Raw genomic sequence first — 16,290 nt, 5'->3', positions numbered from 1 at the left:
CGGCTCCCCGGGGCCGCCGGAGGGCGGCCGTCAGGGCATGAGGGCGCGCAGATGGTCGGCGGTGGCCCGGTCGGCGGGCAGGAACGTCTCGATCGCCAGCTCGGCCACCGTCACGTCCATCGGAGTGTTGAATGTCGCGATCGAGCAGACGAAGGAGAGCGTCCGCCCGCCGTGCTCGATCAGCAGGGGCAGCGCGAAGGGCAGCGACGGCACGGGACCCGGGGCGCCGCCCTCCGGTACGGGATAGGCCGCGACCTCCTCGTACAGCTCACGCAGTTCCGCCGACCGCACCAGGGCGATCTGACGCTCCATCTGGCCGAGCAGGTCGGCCCGCCACTCCCGCAGGTTCCGGATCCGCGGGGCGAGCCCCCGGGGATGCAGCGTCAGCCGCATCGCGTTCACCGGGGGCGTCAGCAGATGCTCGGCCGCCCCCTCCGCCAGCACCGCCATCCCCCGATTGGCCGCCACCACGTGGTAGGTGCCGTCGACGACGATCGCCGGATACGGCTCGTACGCCTCCAGCAGCCGTTCCATCCCCTCGCGCAGCGGGCCGAACGCCGGGTCGTCCAGCGGGGTCTGCGCATAGTGCGGCGCGTAACCCGCGGCCAGCAGCAGGGCGTTGCGCTCCCTGACCGGAACGTCGAGACGGTCGGCCAGCCGCAGGATCATCTCCTCGCTGGGGCGTGAGCGGCCCGTCTCGATGAACGAGATGTGCCGGGCCGAGGAATCGGCGCGCAGCGCCAGCTCCAGCTGACTGATCCGGCGCCGCTCACGCCAACTGCGCAGCAGCGTCCCTACCCCCGTGTCGAGCGCGACAGTCGTCATACCCAGACCGTAACGTCACCGGCACCGCCGACCGAACCGAATACCGAAGAGGGAGCCGCCCCATGCCCGCCGTACCGCTGTCCCGGCAGGAGATCGAGGACCGGCTGGGCGATCTGCCCGGCTGGTCGCTGGAGGGCGACCGGATCGCCCGCGCCTACCGGTTCGGCGACCACATCGCCGCCGCCGCGTTCGTCCAGCACGTCGCCGCGATCCAGAACGAGCTCAACCACCACTCCGACCTGGCCCTCGGCTACAACACCGTCTCCCTCTCCGTGAACACGCACGACGCGGGCGGCGCGGTCACCGCCCACGACCTGGAGCTCGCCGCACGGGTGGCGGCGATCGCCCCCGCCCACGGCGCGCGGTAGCGCCGCGTCACGCCGCCGGGCCGAAGCGGGGGTGCGCGGCGAGCCAGTCGGTGTAGCTCCCGCTGCGCCGCACCGCCTCGTCGTACGCCGCCCGGGTGTACCCGCTCACCGAGCCCGCCGCCGCACCGGCCGCCGCCGAACGCGGATGCCAGCCCAGCAGATGGCGCCAGCTCAGCGGCGAGCCGGTGATCGGCCGGGTCACCACCCCCGGAGCCGGGGGGAACGTCGCCCGGCACAGCCCGACCGCCCGCCCGACCTGCACCAGATGGACGACGGACGCGGTGTCCGTCTCGTACACCGAGACGGGGCTGAAGCCTGCCCGGGCGCAGGCACCGACGAAGCAGTCGGCGAAGCAGCCCTCGCCCGGCACGTCCGCCCAGCACTCCCGAGCCAGCTCGGCGAGGTCGAGCTCCGTCCTCCCGGCGAGCCGGTGGGACTCCGGCAGCATCACGAAGACCGGGTCGACGCCGATCACCTGCCAGGTCAGCCGGTCGTGGGCGGGCGGCGGGCTCTCCCCGCACGTCCCGATGAGCGCGAAGTCCAGCCGCCCGTCCACCAGCTGGGCGGCGATCTCCGTGACCGACCAGGAGGTGTACGTCGACACGGGGGCCGCCGGGTGCGAGGAGACCAGCCGGTCCACCAGACCGCCCAGCAGCGGACCGTGCGTCCCGCCGAGCCGGAAGCGCTCCATCGCCCCCCACGCGTTGGCGAGGCGGACGGCCTCCTCCTGGAGCTCGCTGACCGCCGGCAGCACCACCCGGGCCCGCTCCAGCACCAGCTCGCCCAGGATCGTGGGCCGGGCCCCGGTGTGGTCGCGGTCGAAGAGCGGACCGCCGAGCGCCTTCTCGATCCGGCGCAGCTGCGCGCTGAGCGCGGGCTGGGCAAGCCCGAGCGCTGCCGCGGCCTTGGTCAGGCTGCCGGTGTCGGCTATGGCACGTACGGTTCGCAGATGGCGCAACTCCAGCTCCATAAACGCAAGTTATGGGCCCGGAGGCCTACCGGCAATATGCAGGTGTCCATTGCGTGAGATACGCCCCGGAGTCGGCCGGTGCCGGACGGCCGCGTACGTCCGGAAACAGTCGGTTGCCGAACCGGCAACAAAACTTGCCGTACTCCGGGCCCGCGGTGACGCTGGTTGCCATGAGCCAGGACACCGGACACGGACCCCGCGCATCCACCGCGCACAGCCACCACCACGGCGCCGCCCACGCCGGCCACCACCACGGTCACCAGCAGGACGCGGGTGACATCGACTGGGACGTGATGGGGCCGGTGCTGGAACTGGAGGCCGAGATCAGCAGGCCCCAGTACGAGCAGGCGGCCCGCTGGATAGCCGGACTCCCCGAGGCGCCGGAGGTGCGCCGGATCCTCGACATCGGCAGCGGCCCCGGGCTGATCACCTGCCTGCTCGCCGAGGTGTTCCCCGACGCGGAGGTCGTCGCCGTCGACGGCACCCCCGCGCTCCTGGAGCGCGCCCGGAACCACGCCGAGCGCCTCGGCCTCGGTGACCGGTTCCGTACCCACCACGCCGACCTGGAGGACGGTCTCGACGGACTGGGCGAGGCCGACCTGATCTGGGCCGGGAACTCCCTCCACCACATCGGCGACCAGCGCGCCGTGCTGGCCGGGTTCGCCGGACTGCTGCGCCCCGGCGGCATCGTCGCCCTGGCCGAGGGCGGACTCCAGCCCCGCCGGCTCCCGCGCGACCTCGGGTTCGGCCGGCCCGGGCTGGAGGCCAGGCTCGAGGCGATCCACGTGGACCAGTTCGAGGAGATGCGGGCGGCGCTGCCCGGCAGCAGGCGGGAGACCGAGGACTGGAGCGCGCTCCTCGCCGCGGTCGGGCTGACCCCGCAGGGCGTGCGGAGCTTCCTGCTGGACCTTCCGGCACCGCTCGACGACCGGGCCCGCGAGTACATCACCGTCGAGTTCGCCCGGCGGCGCGAGATGTTCCGGGAGGAGCTCCCGGCCGAGGACGCCGCCGCCCTCGACCGGCTGCTCGACCCCGAGGACCCGGCCGGGCTGCGGCTGCGCCCCGACGTCTACCTGCTCTCCGCGCGCACCGTGCACCTGGGCCGCCGGGGCTGAACGGAGCGCCGAAGCGCGACAGCGGCCCGCCGCCCGGCTCCGTGGCCGGGCGGCGGGCCGCTGTCGTGTACGGGCGCGATCAGGCGCCGAGGTTGAACTCGCCGGGGTTCGGGCCGATGCGCTTGCCCTCGTCCAGCGCGGCGAAGGCGGCCAGGTCGTCCGCGTCCAGCTCGAAGTCGAACACGTCCAGGTTCTCCCTGATCCGGGACGGCGTCACGGACTTGGGGATCACCACGTTGCCGGTCTGGAGGTGCCAGCGGAGCACCACCTGGGCGGGCGAGCGGTCGTGCTTCCGCGCGACCGCGACGACCGTCGGGACCTCCAGCAGGCCCTTGCCCTGGCCCAGCGGCGACCACGCCTCGGTCGCGATGGAGTGCTTCGCGTGGAAGGCCCGCGAGTCGGCCTGCTGGAGCTGGGGGTGGAGCTCGATCTGGTTGACCGCGGGGACCACGGAGGTCTCGCCGATGAGGCGCTCCAGGTGCTCGGGCAGGAAGTTCGAGACGCCGATGGCCCTGGCCCGGCCCTCGGACCCGATCTTCTCGAAGGCCCGGTAGGTGTCGACGTACGCGTCCTTGGCCGGGACCGGCCAGTGGATCAGGTACAGGTCGACGTAGTCGAGCCCCAGCCGGTCGAGCGAGGCGTCGAAGGCGCGCAGCGTCGAGTCGTAGCCCTGCTCGCTGTTCCAGAGCTTGGTGGTGACGAACAGCTCCTCGCGGGGGACGCCGGAGGCCGCGACGGCCTTGCCGGTGCCCCGCTCGTTCTCGTAGATCGCCGCGGTGTCGATGCTCCGGTACCCGGCCTCGATGGCCGTGGCGACCGCCTTCGCGGCCTCGTCGTCCGGCACCTGCCAGACCCCGAAACCGAGCTGAGGCATCTCGACGCCATTGTTGAGGGTGATGGAGGGGACCTTGCTCACGAGCGGTCGATCCTTACGTCGTCGGTCTTGTTCAACCACCCCAACGATCATCGACCGCCCAGCATTCCCGCCCGCCGGGCCGCCGTCCGGTGCCGCGGGTAAGCCGCCCCCGTCCGTCACCACCTGTCCGGGTTCGTCGGCCCGCGGTCGGCGGCTCGGGATCATTCGTCCGGCGTCATCCGTCCGGGGGATTGACCGTGTGCGGAGGGCACCCCGCCACCTCGGCACTTGGGATTTGGGCCCGCGAGAGGCATTGACAGAAGGCTCCGCAGGGAATCCCATGCTGTATCGGTTAGGAACCTTTCCTAACACCGGATCGGAAGGGACCACTGTGCACCCTGCCACCCCCCGACGCCGTCTGACGGCCGCTCTCGCGGGCGTCAGCTGTCTGTTCCTGCCCCTGCTCGGCTCCCACGCGGCCTCCGCCGCCGTCGACCCCGCGAAGGCCGCCGCCGACACCCCCGCGGTGCCCTTCGGCAGCCACACGAAGCCCTACGCCGCCGGGACCCTGAAGCCCTCGGGCACGCAGTCGGCGCTCGACCAGGCCGTGATCAAGGCCTACAACGCCTGGAAGGCCGCGTTCGTCAGGAAGAACTGCGGCAACGGCTGGTACGAGGTCATCTCGCCGGACGCCGACCACCCCTACGTCGCCGAGGCACAGGGCTACGGAATGGTCGTCACCGCCACGATGGCGGGCGCCGACCCGGAGGCGAAGACGGTCTTCGACGGCATGGTCAAGTACATGCTCGCGCACCCCTCGGTGAACAACGCCAACCTCCTCGCCGCCGAGCAGGACGCCTCCTGCAAGAGCGTCGACGGCTCCGACTCGGCGACCGACGGCGACCTGGACGTGGCGTACGGGCTGCTCCTGGCCGACCGGCAGTGGGGCTCCGGCGGCACGTACAACTACAAGGACCTCGCGGTCAAGCACATCAACGCCATCAAGAAGAGCGAGATCAACCCGACCACCCGTCTGACGCTCCTCGGCGACTGGTCGGACTCGGGGGAGGAGCACTACTGGATGACCCGCTCCTCGGACTGGATGATCGACCACTTCCGCGCCTTCAAGGCCGCGACCGGCGACTCCACCTGGGACACCGTCCGCACCGCCCACCAGAAGCTGATCACCGGCCAGCAGTCCTCGTACGCCTCCTCGACCGGGCTGCTCGCCGACTTCGTCGTCAACACCAACGGCACCGCCAAGCCCGCCCCGGGCGAGGTGCTGGAGGGCCCCAACGACGGCGACTACTCCTGGAACGCCTGCCGTGACCCGTGGCGCATCGGCGCCGACGCCGTCACCAGCGGCGACAGCGCCTCGCTCGCCTCGGCCCGCAAGCTGAACTCCTGGATCAAGACCAAGACGGGCGGCAACCCGGACAAGATCGTCAGCGGGTACCACCTGAACGGTTCGGCCTTCGACAGCGGCAAGGACATGGCCTTCACCGCCCCGTTCGTGGTCACCGCGATGACCGACTCCGGGTCCCAGGCCTGGCTGGACGCCCTGTGGAAGAAGCTGGCCGGCACCTCGATCGACCCGGACCTGTACTACGGCGGGAGCGTCCAGCTCCAGTCGATGATCGTCGCGTCCGGCAACTACTGGGTCCCGTGACGGGCGCCGGGATGCGGACCGGAACGTCGGCTGCGGCGCGGACGAGGGTGGCCGCGGCCCTGTCCCTGCTGCTCTGCGCCGCACTGGTGCAGGCGGTGCCCGGACCGGCCGCCGCGGCCCCCCGGTTCGGGGCGGAGCCCCCCGACGGCGGCGCTCCGTCCGGCGTCGCCACCGTCTCCGAGGGCTGGACCATCCCCTGGGGCATCCACTGGATGCCGGACGGCACGAGCGCGCTGGTGACCGAACGGGACAGCTTCAAGGTCTTCAAGGCGGCCCCCGACGGCACCAAGGCCCAGGTCGGCACCGTGCCCGAGGCCGTCACGACCGGTGGCGAGGGCGGGCTGCTCGGCATCGCCGCCGACCCGGAGTGGGCCGACAACCACTACGTGTACGTCATGCACACCGCCGCCGAGGGCAACCGCATCGCGCGGATGACGTACGACGGAAGCTCGCTCGGCGGGTACACCGTCCTGCTCAAGGGGATCAAGAAGAACAAGTACCACAACGGCGGACGGCTGCTGTTCGGCCCGGACGGCTATCTGTACGCGTCGACCGGCGAGGCGCAGACCCCCGACCTCGCCCAGGACAAGGACTCGCTGAACGGCAAGATCCTGCGGCTGACCACCGACGGCGAGCCCGCCCCGGGCAACCCCTTCGGGACCTACGTCTACAGCTACGGGCACCGCAATCCGCAGGGGCTCGCCTTCGACCGCAACGGACGGCTGTGGGAGGCGGAGTTCGGCGACAGCAAGAAGGACGAGCTGAACCTCATCGAGCCGGGCGGCAACTACGGCTGGCCGGTCTGCGAGGGAGACTGCACCACCGCCGGCATGACCAACCCGAAGAAGACGTGGAAGGTGGCCGAGGCGTCGCCCAGCGGGATCGCCATCGTCCGCAACGTCATCTACATGGCCGCCCTGAAGGGGCAGCGGCTGTGGCGGATCCCGATCACGGGTGACACCGAGGAGGTCGGCACACCGAGCGCCTACTACGTCGGCACGTACGGGCGGCTGCGCACGGTCACCAAGGTGCCCGGCGCGGACCGGCTCTGGCTCTCCACCACCAACTGCGACAACAACGGGAAGCAGCCGGCCGGCTCGGACAAGCTGTTCCGGGTCTCGATCAGCTAGAACGGGCCTCGCCGCAACCGCCGTACCGCTGGGGCGCCCGGGTCGCCTCAGCGGTACAGCGCGGCGACCTCCGCCGCGTACGCCGTCTCGATCGCCCGGCGCTTCAGCTTCAGCGACGGGGTGAGCAGGCCGTGCTCCTCGCTGAAGGGGTGGGCCAGGATCCGGAAGGTACGGATCGACTCGGCCTGCGAGACCGCCGTGTTGGCCGCCACCACCGCCCGCCGGATCTCCGTCTCCAGCTCCCGGTCGCGCACCAGCTCCTCCGGCTTCAGCAGCGCCCGCCCCTGCATCGCCAGCCAGTGGTCCACCGCCTCCTGGTCCACCGTGACCAGCGCCGCGATGTACGGCCGGTCGTTGCCGACCACGAGGCACTGGGCGATCAGCGGATGCGCCCGCACCCGCTCCTCCAGCGCGACCGGCGACACGCTCTTGCCGCCCGACGTCACCAGGATCTCCTTCTTCCGCCCGGTGATCGTCAGATAGCCGTCGGCGTCGAGCGCGCCCAGGTCCCCGGTGGCCAGCCAGCCCTCGCGCAGCACCGTCCGGGTGGCCTCGGGGGCGCCGAGGTAGCCCGAGAACACATGGTCGCCGTGGACCCACACCTCGCCGTCCTCCGCGATGTGCACGGTCGTCCCCGGGATCGGCAGCCCGACCGTGCCGTACCGGGTGCGCTCCGGCGGATTGGCCGTGGCCGCGGCGGTCGTCTCGGTCAGGCCGTAGCCCTCGTACACCGTGACGCCCGCGCCCGCGAAGAACAGTCCGAGCTGCCGCTCCATCCCGGAACCGCCGGACATGGCGTGCCTGATCCGGCCGCCCATCGCGTCGCGGACCTTCTTGTACACGACCTTGTCGAAGAACTGGTGCTGCATCCGCAGTCCGGCGGACGGCCCCGGCCCCGTTCCGAACGCCCGGGCCTCCATCGCCTCGGCGTACTTCACCGCGATGTCCACGGCCTTGTCGAACGGCCCGAGCCGCCCCTCCGCCTCCGCCGTGCGCCGTGCGGCGTCGAAGACCTTCTCGAAGATGTACGGCACCGCCAGGACGAACGTCGGCCGGAACGACACCAGGTCCGGCATCAGCGCCTTCGCCGACAGCTGCGGCTGGTGGCCCAGCTTCACCCGCCCCCGGATCGCCGCGACCTCGACCATCCGGCCGAAGACATGGGCCAGCGGCAGGAAGAGCAGGGTGGCCGCCTCGTCGCCCCGGGTGGACCGGAAGACCGACTTCCAGCGGGCCACCATGGTGTCCGTCTCGAACATGAAGTTGGCGTGGGTGAGCACACAGCCCTTGGGGCGTCCGGTGGTCCCCGAGGTGTAGATGACCGTGGCCACGGAGTCCGGGGTGACCGCGCGCCGGTGCCGGTGCACCACCGAGTCCTCGACGTCGGCCCCCGCCCCGGTCAGTTCGGCCACCGCTCCGGCGTCCAGTTGCCACAGGCGCTTCAGCCCGGGGAGCCGGTCGATCACCGAGGCGACGGTCATCGCGTGGTCCTCGTGCTCGACCACGACGGCACAGGCCCCGGAGTCGTGCAGCATCCACAGCACCTGCTCGGCCGAGGACGTCGGGTAGACCGGCACGGACTGGGCGCCGATCGTCCACAGCGCGAGGTCGAAGAGCGTCCACTCGTAACACGTGCGCGCCATCAGGGCGATCCGGTCACCGAACCTGATGCCCTGCGCGATCAGCCCCTTGGCCAGGGCAAGCACCTCGTCACGGAAGGCCGCCGCGGTGACATCCCGCCAGTTCCCGTGCGCGTCCTTGCGGCAGAGCGCGACCCGGCCCGGATCCTCCTCGGCATGGTCGAACACGGTGTCGGCCAGGCCGCCCACGAGGGGCGCGGCCGCCATCGGGGGGACAGTGAACTCGCGCAATGACCTGCTCCTTGTGGCGCTCCGCACAGCGCCGTGACGCTACCCCAAGCGGCGGCGCGGCGGGAGGGCCCCGTACCGGTGGACAAGGTGGCATATGCACTGCCCGGCCGCCGAAATCCGGCCAGATGGGCAAGGCCCGGGCGCGGCTGAGGCCGCCGCGTAAGCGACGGGAGGTGGAATCTCCACCGAATCTGTACGCCTCGGCCATTCCCGTTCCGGGGCGGAATCTTCCCGCTCGCCCCATAAGCGGAGAAGGGGCGGAGGTCAGACGATGTCCGTGCCGTCGGCCGGACCGAGCGTGCCCGCGCCCCGGACCAGCCGGTCGGCACCGGCCAGGATCGCCGCCGCCAGCGCGTCCGCGGCCTCCTGCGCCGCGCCCCGGCGGCGGTCGTGCGACAGCACGAAGTCCACCCCGCCCAGCTCCGGCAGCCCCGCCCGGGCCGGGAGGGGCGCCAGGCCGGGCGGGACCAGCCCCCGGCTGTGCGCCATCACGCCCAGACCGGCGCGGGCCGCCGCGATCAGCCCGCTCAGACTCGTGCTCGTACACGCCACCCGCCAGGACCGGCCGTGCTCCTCCAGCACCTCCAGGGCGCGGGCCCGGGTGATCCCGGGCGGCGGGAAGAGCACCAGCGGAACCGGCCGGTCCGGGTCGATCCGCAGCTGCGGCGCGCCGATCCAGGCCAGCGTGTCCCGCCAGACCAGCTCGCCGTGCGAGTCGCCTACGCGCCGCTTGGCCAGAACCAGATCGAGCAGGCCGGCCGCGAGCCGCTGGTGCAGCGTCCCGGAGAGCTCCACCGACAGCTCCAGCTCGACCTCCGGATGGTCGCGGCGGAACGCCTCCAGGATCTCCGGCAGCCGGGTCAGCACGAAGTCCTCGGAGACCCCGAACCTCAGCCGCCCGCGCAGCCGTGTCCCGGCGAAGAAGGCCGCCGCCCGCTCGTGGGTCGCGAGGATCGTCCGGGCGAAACCGAGCATCGCCTCGCCGTCCACGGTGAGATCGACCCGGTGCGTGTCCCGGGTGAACAGCTGCCGCCCCGCCGCCTCCTCCAGCCGCCGCACGTGCTGGCTCACCGTGGACTGCCGCAGCCCGAGCCGCCGGGCGGCCTGGGTGAAGCTCAGCGTCTGGGCCACGGCGAGGAACGTACGCAGCTGCGCGGGGTCGTACATGGCGCCAGGCTATCGCGATCCATGATGACAGTGAGAGCGGTGTACGGGATTCCCGATCGCACCGTTCCGGAGCAGCATGGGGCGGGCCCGGCCGCACCCGACAGCGGCCGGGCGGCCCCGACCGCGCCCGTCAGGTACCGACGGCGGCCGGGCGACCCCGACCGCGACCGGAAGAACATGGAAGAGATGACCCGCCGCATCCCGAAGCCGCCGTCCTGGCTGCCGCTCGACCCGTACCTCCTGGCGCTGATCGGCACCGTGGTGCTCGCGGCGATACTGCCCGCGTCGGGCACCGGAGCACGGGTGGCGGGCGACGCCTCGACCGGGGCGGTCGCCTTCCTCTTCTTCCTGTACGGAGCCCGGCTCTCCACCACCGAGGCGATGGACGGGCTGCGGCACTGGCGCCTCCACCTCACCGTGCTGGTCTGCACCTTCGTGGTGTTCCCGCTGCTCGGGCTGGCGGCCCGGGGGCTGGTCCCGTACGCCCTGACCCCCGATCTCCACCAGGGCCTCCTCTTCCTCTGCCTCGTCCCGTCCACCATCCAGTCCTCGATCGCCTTCACCTCGATCGCCCGGGGCAATGTGCCGGCCGCGATCTGCGCGGGCTCCTTCTCCTCCCTCGCCGGGATCTTCCTCACCCCGCTCCTCGCGGCCGCCCTGCTCGGCGGCGACGGCGGCGGCTTCTCGGCGGACGCGCTGCTGCGCATCGGGGTCCAGCTGCTGCTGCCGTTCGCCGCCGGGCAGGTGCTGCGCCGCTGGATCGGCGGCTTCGTCGCCCGCCACAAGAAGGTCCTCGGTTACGTCGACCGGGGCTCGATCCTGCTCGTCGTCTACACGGCGTTCAGCGAGGGCATGGTCGAGGGCATCTGGCACCGGATCACCCCGGCCCGGCTCGGGGTGCTGCTCGTCGTCGAGGCGCTGCTGCTCGCCGCGATGCTCGCACTGACCTGGTACGGGGCCAAGCGGCTCGGCTTCGGCCGGGCGGACCGGATCGCCATCCAGTTCGCCGGGTCGAAGAAGAGCCTGGCCTCGGGGCTGCCGATGGCGAGCGTGCTGTTCGGGGCGCAGGCGTCGCTGGCAGTGCTGCCGCTGATGCTCTTCCACCAGATGCAGCTGATGGTGTGCGCGGTGATCGCCCGGCGCCGTGCGCAGGACGCTCCCGAGGAGGCAGAGGAGCTCGCGCAGGGTCCGGCGGGCGGCGCCGGGCCCCGGGCGGCCGCCGCGGTGGGCTGAGCGCGGCCGCCGCCCTCAGGCCCGGTCGGCGGCGGGGTCCAGATCGATGCGGTGCTCGCCCGCGTACACGTTCATCGAGGCGCCCCGGAGGAAACCGACCAGGGTCAGTCCGGTCTCGGCCGCCAGCTCCACGGCGAGGGACGAGGGCGCCGAGACCGCCGCCAGCATCGGGATCCCGGCCATCACCGCCTTCTGGGCCAGCTCGAACGAGGCCCGCCCCGACACCAGCAGGATCGCCCGGGACAGCGGCAGCCGGTGGTCGGTGAGCGCCCGGCCGACCAGCTTGTCCACCGCGTTGTGCCGCCCCACGTCCTCCCGGACGTCCAGCAGCTCGCCCGTCCCGGAGAAGAGCGCCGCGGCGTGCAGCCCGCCGGTCCGGTCGAAGACCCGCTGCGCGGCGCGCAGCCGGTCGGGGAGGGCGGAGAGCAGGGAGGGCGCGACCCGCAGCGGGGGCGTGTCGGAGACCGGATGCCGGGTCCTCGTGCGCACCGCGTCGAGGCTCGCCTTCCCGCAGAGCCCGCAGGACGACGTGGTGTACACATGGCGTTCGAGCGTGATGTCGGGGACCGGGACGCCGGGGGCGAGCCGCACGTCCACGACGTTGTACGTGTTGGCGCCGTCGTCGGTCGCCCCGGCGCAGTAGACGATCGACCGGACCTCGGAGCCGTCCCCGACGACTCCCTCGCTCACCAGGAACCCGGCGGCCAGCGCGAAGTCGTCGCCCGGTGTGCGCATCGTGATCGCCAGCGGTCTGCCGTTCAGCCGGATCTCCAGGGGCTCCTCGGCGACGAGCGTGTCCGGGCGGGTGGATACGGCACCGTCGCGGATGCGGATGGTGCGGTGGCGCGTGGTGGCCCGTCCCATGGCGGTGAACCCGATCCCTGTCTCTGTGCGTACCGACGTTGTTCCCGTACCCGGGCCGGTCCTGCGAACCCGGAGTGCAGTGCCCATTGTCCTGTACCCGGCGAGAACTGCCGTACCAGGGACGATGTCAGGCACATGCTGTTGTCAAGTCTCCAACGGCCCGCCGTGATTCCTGTGGGAACCCTTGACCCCGTACTGGACGGTAGCGACCAAGACTGGATGGTTCCTGCCCTATATGTAGCGAGGGGACTTCGTACATGACCGGCTCACGTGTCGTGGCGCTCGGCCACTACCAGCCCGCCCGGGTACTCACCAACGACGAACTGGCCACGATGGTCGACACCAGCGACGAGTGGATCACCAGCCGGGTCGGCATCCGGACCCGCCACATCGGGGGCCCGGACGAGCCGGTGGACGAGATGGCCGCGTACGCGGGCGGGAAGGCGCTGGCCGCGGCCGGGGTGGCGCCGGGCGAGATCGATCTGGTGCTGGTCGCCACCTCGACCGCGATGGACCGCTCGCCGAGCATGTCGGCCCGGGTCGCCGCCCGGCTGGGGATGGGCTCGCCCGCGGTGATGGACATCAACGTGGTCTGTTCCGGCTTCACCCACGCCCTCGCCACCGCCGACCACGCCGTGCGGGCCGGGGCGGCGACCCGCGCCCTGGTCATCGGCGCCGACAAGATGGCGGACATCGCCGACTGGACCGACCGATCCACCTGCGTCCTGCTCGGCGACGGCGCCGGCGCGGCGGTGGTCGTCGCGGAGCCGGACGGGGACGGCCCGCCCGGCATCGGCCCGGTGCTGTGGGGCTCGGTGCCGGAGATGGGCCGGGCCGTCCGGATCGAGGGCACTCCGCCGCGCTTCGCGCAGGAGGGGCAGTCCGTCTACCGCTGGGCCACCACCCAGCTGCCGCCCATCGCCCGCAGGGTGTGCGAGAAGGCCGGTGTGACCCCCGAGGAACTGGGCGCCGTCGTGCTCCACCAGGCCAACCTCCGGATCATCGAGCCCGTCGCCCGGAAGATCGGCGCGGTCAACGCCGTCGTCGCCAAGGACGTGGTGGACTCCGGAAACACCTCCGCGGCCTCGATCCCGATGGCCCTGTCGAAGCTGGTGGAACGGGGCGAGGTGGCGAGCGGCGCCCCGGCCCTCCTCTTCGGCTTCGGCGGGAACCTCTCGTACGGGGGCCAGGTCATCCGCTGCCCCTGACCCCGGAACAGGGGCGCTGCCGGGGAGTCGGCGGCGTCCGCCGAGGGTTCAGGGCAGACTGACCGGTATGACGACATTGAGCAAGGGCGCCAACATACCGGTCACGGCCACCGCCACCCGGGCCGTGCTCGAATGGCCGGCAGGGGGCGGAGTGCCGGACGTGGACGCCTCCGCCCTGCTCCTGGGCCGTGACGGCCGGGTGCGGTCCGACGGCGACTTCGTCTTCTACAACCAGCCCCGGCACGCCTCGGGCGCCGTGTCCCACGCCGGCAAGCGGCCCGGCGCGGACACGGTCGATGTCGACCTGTCCGCGCTGGGGCCGGAGATCGACCGCGTCGTGCTCTGCGCCTCCGCCGACGGCGGCACGTTCGGCCAGGTGCCGGGGCTCCGCCTGCGGTTGCTGGACGCGGCGTCCGGGGCCGAGCTGGCCCGCTTCGAGATCGCCGCCGCCACCGAGACGGCTCTGGTCGGCGGCGAGCTCTACCGCCGCGCCGGCGGCTGGAAGTTCCGCGCGGTCGGCCAGGGGTACGCGAGCGGACTGGCCGGACTGGCGACCGACTTCGGGATCAGCGTCGACGACGCGCCGCCCCCGGCCGCCGCCCCGGTCCCCGTACCGCCGGTCCCCGCCCAGGTCCCCCCGCCCCCGGCGCACGCCCCCGCGGCGCAAGTTCCGGGGGAGGAGAGGCTGCCGGTGGAGATGCGGGAGCGCCTGTCGCTGCGCAAGGAGCAGGTCCGGGTCAGCCTGAGCAAGCACGGCCTGCCGCGGGTGAGCGCCCGGGTCGTCCTCGTCCTCGACGCCTCGGGCTCGATGAGCGGGCTCTACCGGCGGGGCACGGTGGCCGGTGTCGTCGAACGGATGGTGGCCGTCGCGGCCCAGCTCGACGACGACGGCCGGATGCAGGCGTGGACCTTCGCCAGCAACGCCGCCCGGCTCCCCGACCTCGCCATCGGGGAACTGCCCGACTGGATCCGCCTGCACGTACGCGTGGGGCAGCTCTACGGCTTCGGCCGCAGGAAGCCGCCCAAGGGCCACCTGCCCGGCCAGGTCGACATGCGCGCGGTCGGAATACAGAACGAGGAGCAGAAGGTCATCGCCGAGGTGCGGGACTTCGTGCGCGCCCACCCGCTGCCCGAACCGACCCTGGTGCTGTTCTTCTCGGACGGTGGGGTGCACCGCAACCGCGAGATCGAGCAGGAGCTGCGGGCGGCCGCCGACGAGCCGGTCTTCTGGCAGTTCGTCGGGCTGGGCCGGTCCGACTACGGGGTGCTGGAACGGTTCGACACCATGCCGGGCCGCCGGGTCGACAACGTCGGCTTCTTCGCGGTCGACGACATCGAGAAGATCGCCGACCAGGAGCTCTACGACCGGGTCCTCTCCGAGTTCCCGTCCTGGCTGCGAGCCGCCCGGCAGGCCGGGATCCTGAACTGAGCCGCCCCGGAGCACCCTCCGTAGTGGCGTGAACGCGTACGGTGCCGCCGGGGGAGGCGGCGGCGCGGGACCGGGCCGCCCGTACCGGCCGCACCGCACTGACCACCGGAAACGTGGGTGAGAGACACCCCGAACCCCTGGTATTGTTTTCCATGTCGCCGCGGGAAACCGGGGCCGACCACCTGGTCCGGGTGGCGGAATGGCAGACGCGCTAGCTTGAGGTGCTAGTGCCCTTTATCGGGCGTGGGGGTTCAAGTCCCCCCTCGGACACCAGCAGGAACCCCAGTTCATCTGGGGTTCTTTTGCATTTCTGGGCTGTGGTGTGACCAACCGGTTGACCAGCGGTGGTGAGACTGCTCCGAACCTGTGGATCGGTGCCGGGAGGGACGGGCCCGTGGAAGGCTCTGACCGAGGCGTTCCGAGCCGCACGGTGCCGGCGCTGCTGGGTTCACGAGGCCTCGAATATCCCAAACCGTCTGCCGAAGTCCGCGCAGCCGGGGGCAACGGAGGTGATGCGGGAGATGCACGACGCGGAGGGCAGGGTCGAACGTGCCGAGGTGGCGGCATGACCGGGCACACCGACCCGGGCAGGCGCGCGGTCGAGGTGGAACTGCAAATCGATCAGGTCACCGCCGTGACCGCGACCGAGGCCACCGCCACAGTGCGCTGCATACTCGGCCCCGTTCGTCGCGGAGCCCGCTTCGACCGCATCCGCGATGCCGTGGAAGGCATCGACCTGGAACTGACGCAGATCCGCGTCCACCACCGCTCCGTCGAGGAGCTCGACCCCGTCCACACCGCGCTCGTGACTCTCCGAGGCCGAGGTGTCCGGCACCTCAGGTCGGCCAGCCCGGGCTCCCGCTGGCAGGTCGTCCGGGGAACCAACCCGCCGACATCATGAGTAACCCATCCGCACATTCCGACTGCAGGCGGCCGGGCGCGGCCGGAGAATCCCGCCCGGGCCCGGTCACGCCACGAAGACGCAACCGGGCCCGGCGCGGGGCGCCGACGGGGTGCGGCTCAGCTTGGCTGGTCCCCGGTGTAGCGGTAGATGTTTCCGCCCGCGTTGACACCCCATACGGTGCCGTCCACTCCTGCCCCGACATCGGTGAGCGCGCCGGGGATCTGCACCCAGGGACTCGCGTCGTTGTTGGTGTAGTGGTAGATGTTCCCGCCTGCGTTCGCCCCCCAGACCGAGGTGCGGGAGCCTGCCGAGATCGCCTTGAGTGAGCCGCTGATCTGCTTCCAGGGGCCGCCCTCCTGGTCGCCGGTGTAGCGGTAGATGTTTCCGGCGGAGTTGACGCCCCATACGGTGCCGTCCGCGGCTGCCCCGATGTCTGTCAGGGCCCCGGGGATCTGTACCCAGGGGTTGGCGTCGTTGTTGGTGTAGCGGTAGATGTTTCCGCCCGCGTTGACACCCCACACATTGGTCCTGGACCCGGCCGAGATCCGCACGAGCGCACCGCTGATCTGCTTCCAGGGGCCGTCTTCCTGGTCGCCGGTGTAGCGGTAGATGTTTCCGGCGGAGTTGACGCCCCATACGGTGCCGTCCGCGGCTGCCCCGATGTCTGTCAGGGCCCCGGGG

15 protein-coding genes and 1 tRNA gene are annotated in these 16,290 nt (G+C 72.0%); 9 read left to right on the top strand and 7 right to left on the bottom strand.

Annotated elements, in window-relative coordinates; genetic code table 11:
* Positions 1-30: 30 nt before the first annotated feature.
* Positions 31-825 carry a helix-turn-helix domain-containing protein gene (locus ACIQGQ_RS22720; RefSeq protein WP_402398446.1) on the bottom strand — a complete coding sequence of 265 codons (795 nt, stop codon included), beginning with the start codon at positions 823-825 and terminating at the stop codon, positions 31-33.
* A gap of 62 nt (positions 826-887) precedes the next feature.
* On the opposite strand from ACIQGQ_RS22720, the gene ACIQGQ_RS22715 reads away from it, so the two are divergent.
* On the top strand, positions 888-1,193 hold the full coding sequence (locus ACIQGQ_RS22715; RefSeq protein ID WP_402398445.1) for a 4a-hydroxytetrahydrobiopterin dehydratase: 306 nt from the start codon (positions 888-890) through the stop codon (positions 1,191-1,193).
* 7 nt (positions 1,194-1,200) lie between these two features.
* Here ACIQGQ_RS22715 and ACIQGQ_RS22710 read toward each other — a convergent pair whose 3' ends face one another.
* Positions 1,201-2,163 carry a LysR family transcriptional regulator gene (locus ACIQGQ_RS22710; protein ID WP_402398444.1) on the bottom strand — a complete coding sequence of 321 codons (963 nt, stop codon included), beginning with the start codon at positions 2,161-2,163 and terminating at the stop codon, positions 1,201-1,203.
* 170 nt (positions 2,164-2,333) lie between these two features.
* Between ACIQGQ_RS22710 and ACIQGQ_RS22705 the strand changes: the two genes are divergently transcribed.
* Positions 2,334-3,278, top strand: a complete 945-nt coding sequence (locus ACIQGQ_RS22705) for a class I SAM-dependent methyltransferase (RefSeq protein WP_402398443.1) — start codon at positions 2,334-2,336, stop codon at positions 3,276-3,278.
* Positions 3,279-3,357: 79 nt separating this feature from the next.
* Here ACIQGQ_RS22705 and ACIQGQ_RS22700 read toward each other — a convergent pair whose 3' ends face one another.
* The gene (locus tag ACIQGQ_RS22700; RefSeq protein WP_402398442.1) at positions 3,358-4,194 is read right to left on the bottom strand and encodes an aldo/keto reductase; all 837 of its coding nucleotides are present in this window, start codon (positions 4,192-4,194) and stop codon (positions 3,358-3,360) included.
* Positions 4,195-4,525: 331 nt separating this feature from the next.
* On the opposite strand from ACIQGQ_RS22700, the gene ACIQGQ_RS22695 reads away from it, so the two are divergent.
* Both ACIQGQ_RS22695 and ACIQGQ_RS22690 read left to right on the top strand, forming a co-directional pair.
* On the top strand, positions 4,526-5,803 hold the full coding sequence (locus ACIQGQ_RS22695; protein ID WP_402398441.1) for a glycosyl hydrolase family 8: 1,278 nt from the start codon (positions 4,526-4,528) through the stop codon (positions 5,801-5,803).
* Between the two features lie 11 nt (positions 5,804-5,814).
* Complete coding sequence (locus tag ACIQGQ_RS22690; protein WP_402398440.1) at positions 5,815-6,933, top strand: PQQ-dependent sugar dehydrogenase; 1,119 nt, start codon at positions 5,815-5,817, stop codon at positions 6,931-6,933.
* 47 nt (positions 6,934-6,980) lie between these two features.
* Here ACIQGQ_RS22690 and ACIQGQ_RS22685 read toward each other — a convergent pair whose 3' ends face one another.
* Both ACIQGQ_RS22685 and ACIQGQ_RS22680 read right to left on the bottom strand, forming a co-directional pair.
* Entirely contained in the window at positions 6,981-8,780 is a 1,800-nt protein-coding gene (locus ACIQGQ_RS22685) for an AMP-dependent synthetase/ligase (RefSeq protein WP_402398534.1), read from the bottom strand.
* A gap of 288 nt (positions 8,781-9,068) precedes the next feature.
* Positions 9,069-9,971 carry a LysR family transcriptional regulator gene (locus ACIQGQ_RS22680; RefSeq protein WP_402398439.1) on the bottom strand — a complete coding sequence of 301 codons (903 nt, stop codon included), beginning with the start codon at positions 9,969-9,971 and terminating at the stop codon, positions 9,069-9,071.
* A gap of 186 nt (positions 9,972-10,157) precedes the next feature.
* On the opposite strand from ACIQGQ_RS22680, the gene ACIQGQ_RS22675 reads away from it, so the two are divergent.
* Positions 10,158-11,204 carry a bile acid:sodium symporter family protein gene (locus ACIQGQ_RS22675; RefSeq protein ID WP_402398438.1) on the top strand — a complete coding sequence of 349 codons (1,047 nt, stop codon included), beginning with the start codon at positions 10,158-10,160 and terminating at the stop codon, positions 11,202-11,204.
* A gap of 15 nt (positions 11,205-11,219) precedes the next feature.
* On the opposite strand, the gene fdhD is transcribed toward ACIQGQ_RS22675, so the two are convergent.
* Entirely contained in the window at positions 11,220-12,068 is an 849-nt protein-coding gene (gene fdhD, locus ACIQGQ_RS22670; protein WP_402398437.1) for a formate dehydrogenase accessory sulfurtransferase FdhD, read from the bottom strand.
* 257 nt (positions 12,069-12,325) lie between these two features.
* Here fdhD and ACIQGQ_RS22665 point away from each other — a divergent pair, with 257 nt between their 5' ends.
* From ACIQGQ_RS22665 to ACIQGQ_RS22650, 4 genes are all read left to right on the top strand, one after another.
* Complete coding sequence (locus ACIQGQ_RS22665; RefSeq protein WP_352281095.1) at positions 12,326-13,276, top strand: beta-ketoacyl-ACP synthase III; 951 nt, start codon at positions 12,326-12,328, stop codon at positions 13,274-13,276.
* A 67-nt stretch (positions 13,277-13,343) separates the two neighbouring features.
* Positions 13,344-14,705, top strand: a complete 1,362-nt coding sequence (locus tag ACIQGQ_RS22660; protein WP_402398436.1) for a VWA domain-containing protein — start codon at positions 13,344-13,346, stop codon at positions 14,703-14,705.
* A gap of 185 nt (positions 14,706-14,890) precedes the next feature.
* Positions 14,891-14,978 (top strand) — tRNA-Leu (locus tag ACIQGQ_RS22655).
* A gap of 292 nt (positions 14,979-15,270) precedes the next feature.
* Positions 15,271-15,606: a hypothetical protein gene (locus ACIQGQ_RS22650; protein ID WP_402398435.1), complete on the top strand. Its 336-nt coding sequence runs from the start codon at positions 15,271-15,273 to the stop codon at positions 15,604-15,606.
* A 119-nt stretch (positions 15,607-15,725) separates the two neighbouring features.
* Here ACIQGQ_RS22650 and ACIQGQ_RS22645 read toward each other — a convergent pair.
* Positions 15,726-16,290: tectonin domain-containing protein (locus ACIQGQ_RS22645; RefSeq protein WP_402398434.1), on the bottom strand; the 565-nt coding region annotated here is incomplete at its 5' end.

This window comes from Streptomyces sp. NPDC092952, from assembly GCF_044754785.1.
GTDB lineage: Bacteria > Actinomycetota > Actinomycetes > Streptomycetales > Streptomycetaceae > Streptomyces.
This window is presented reverse-complemented; position numbering and strand designations above follow the sequence as displayed.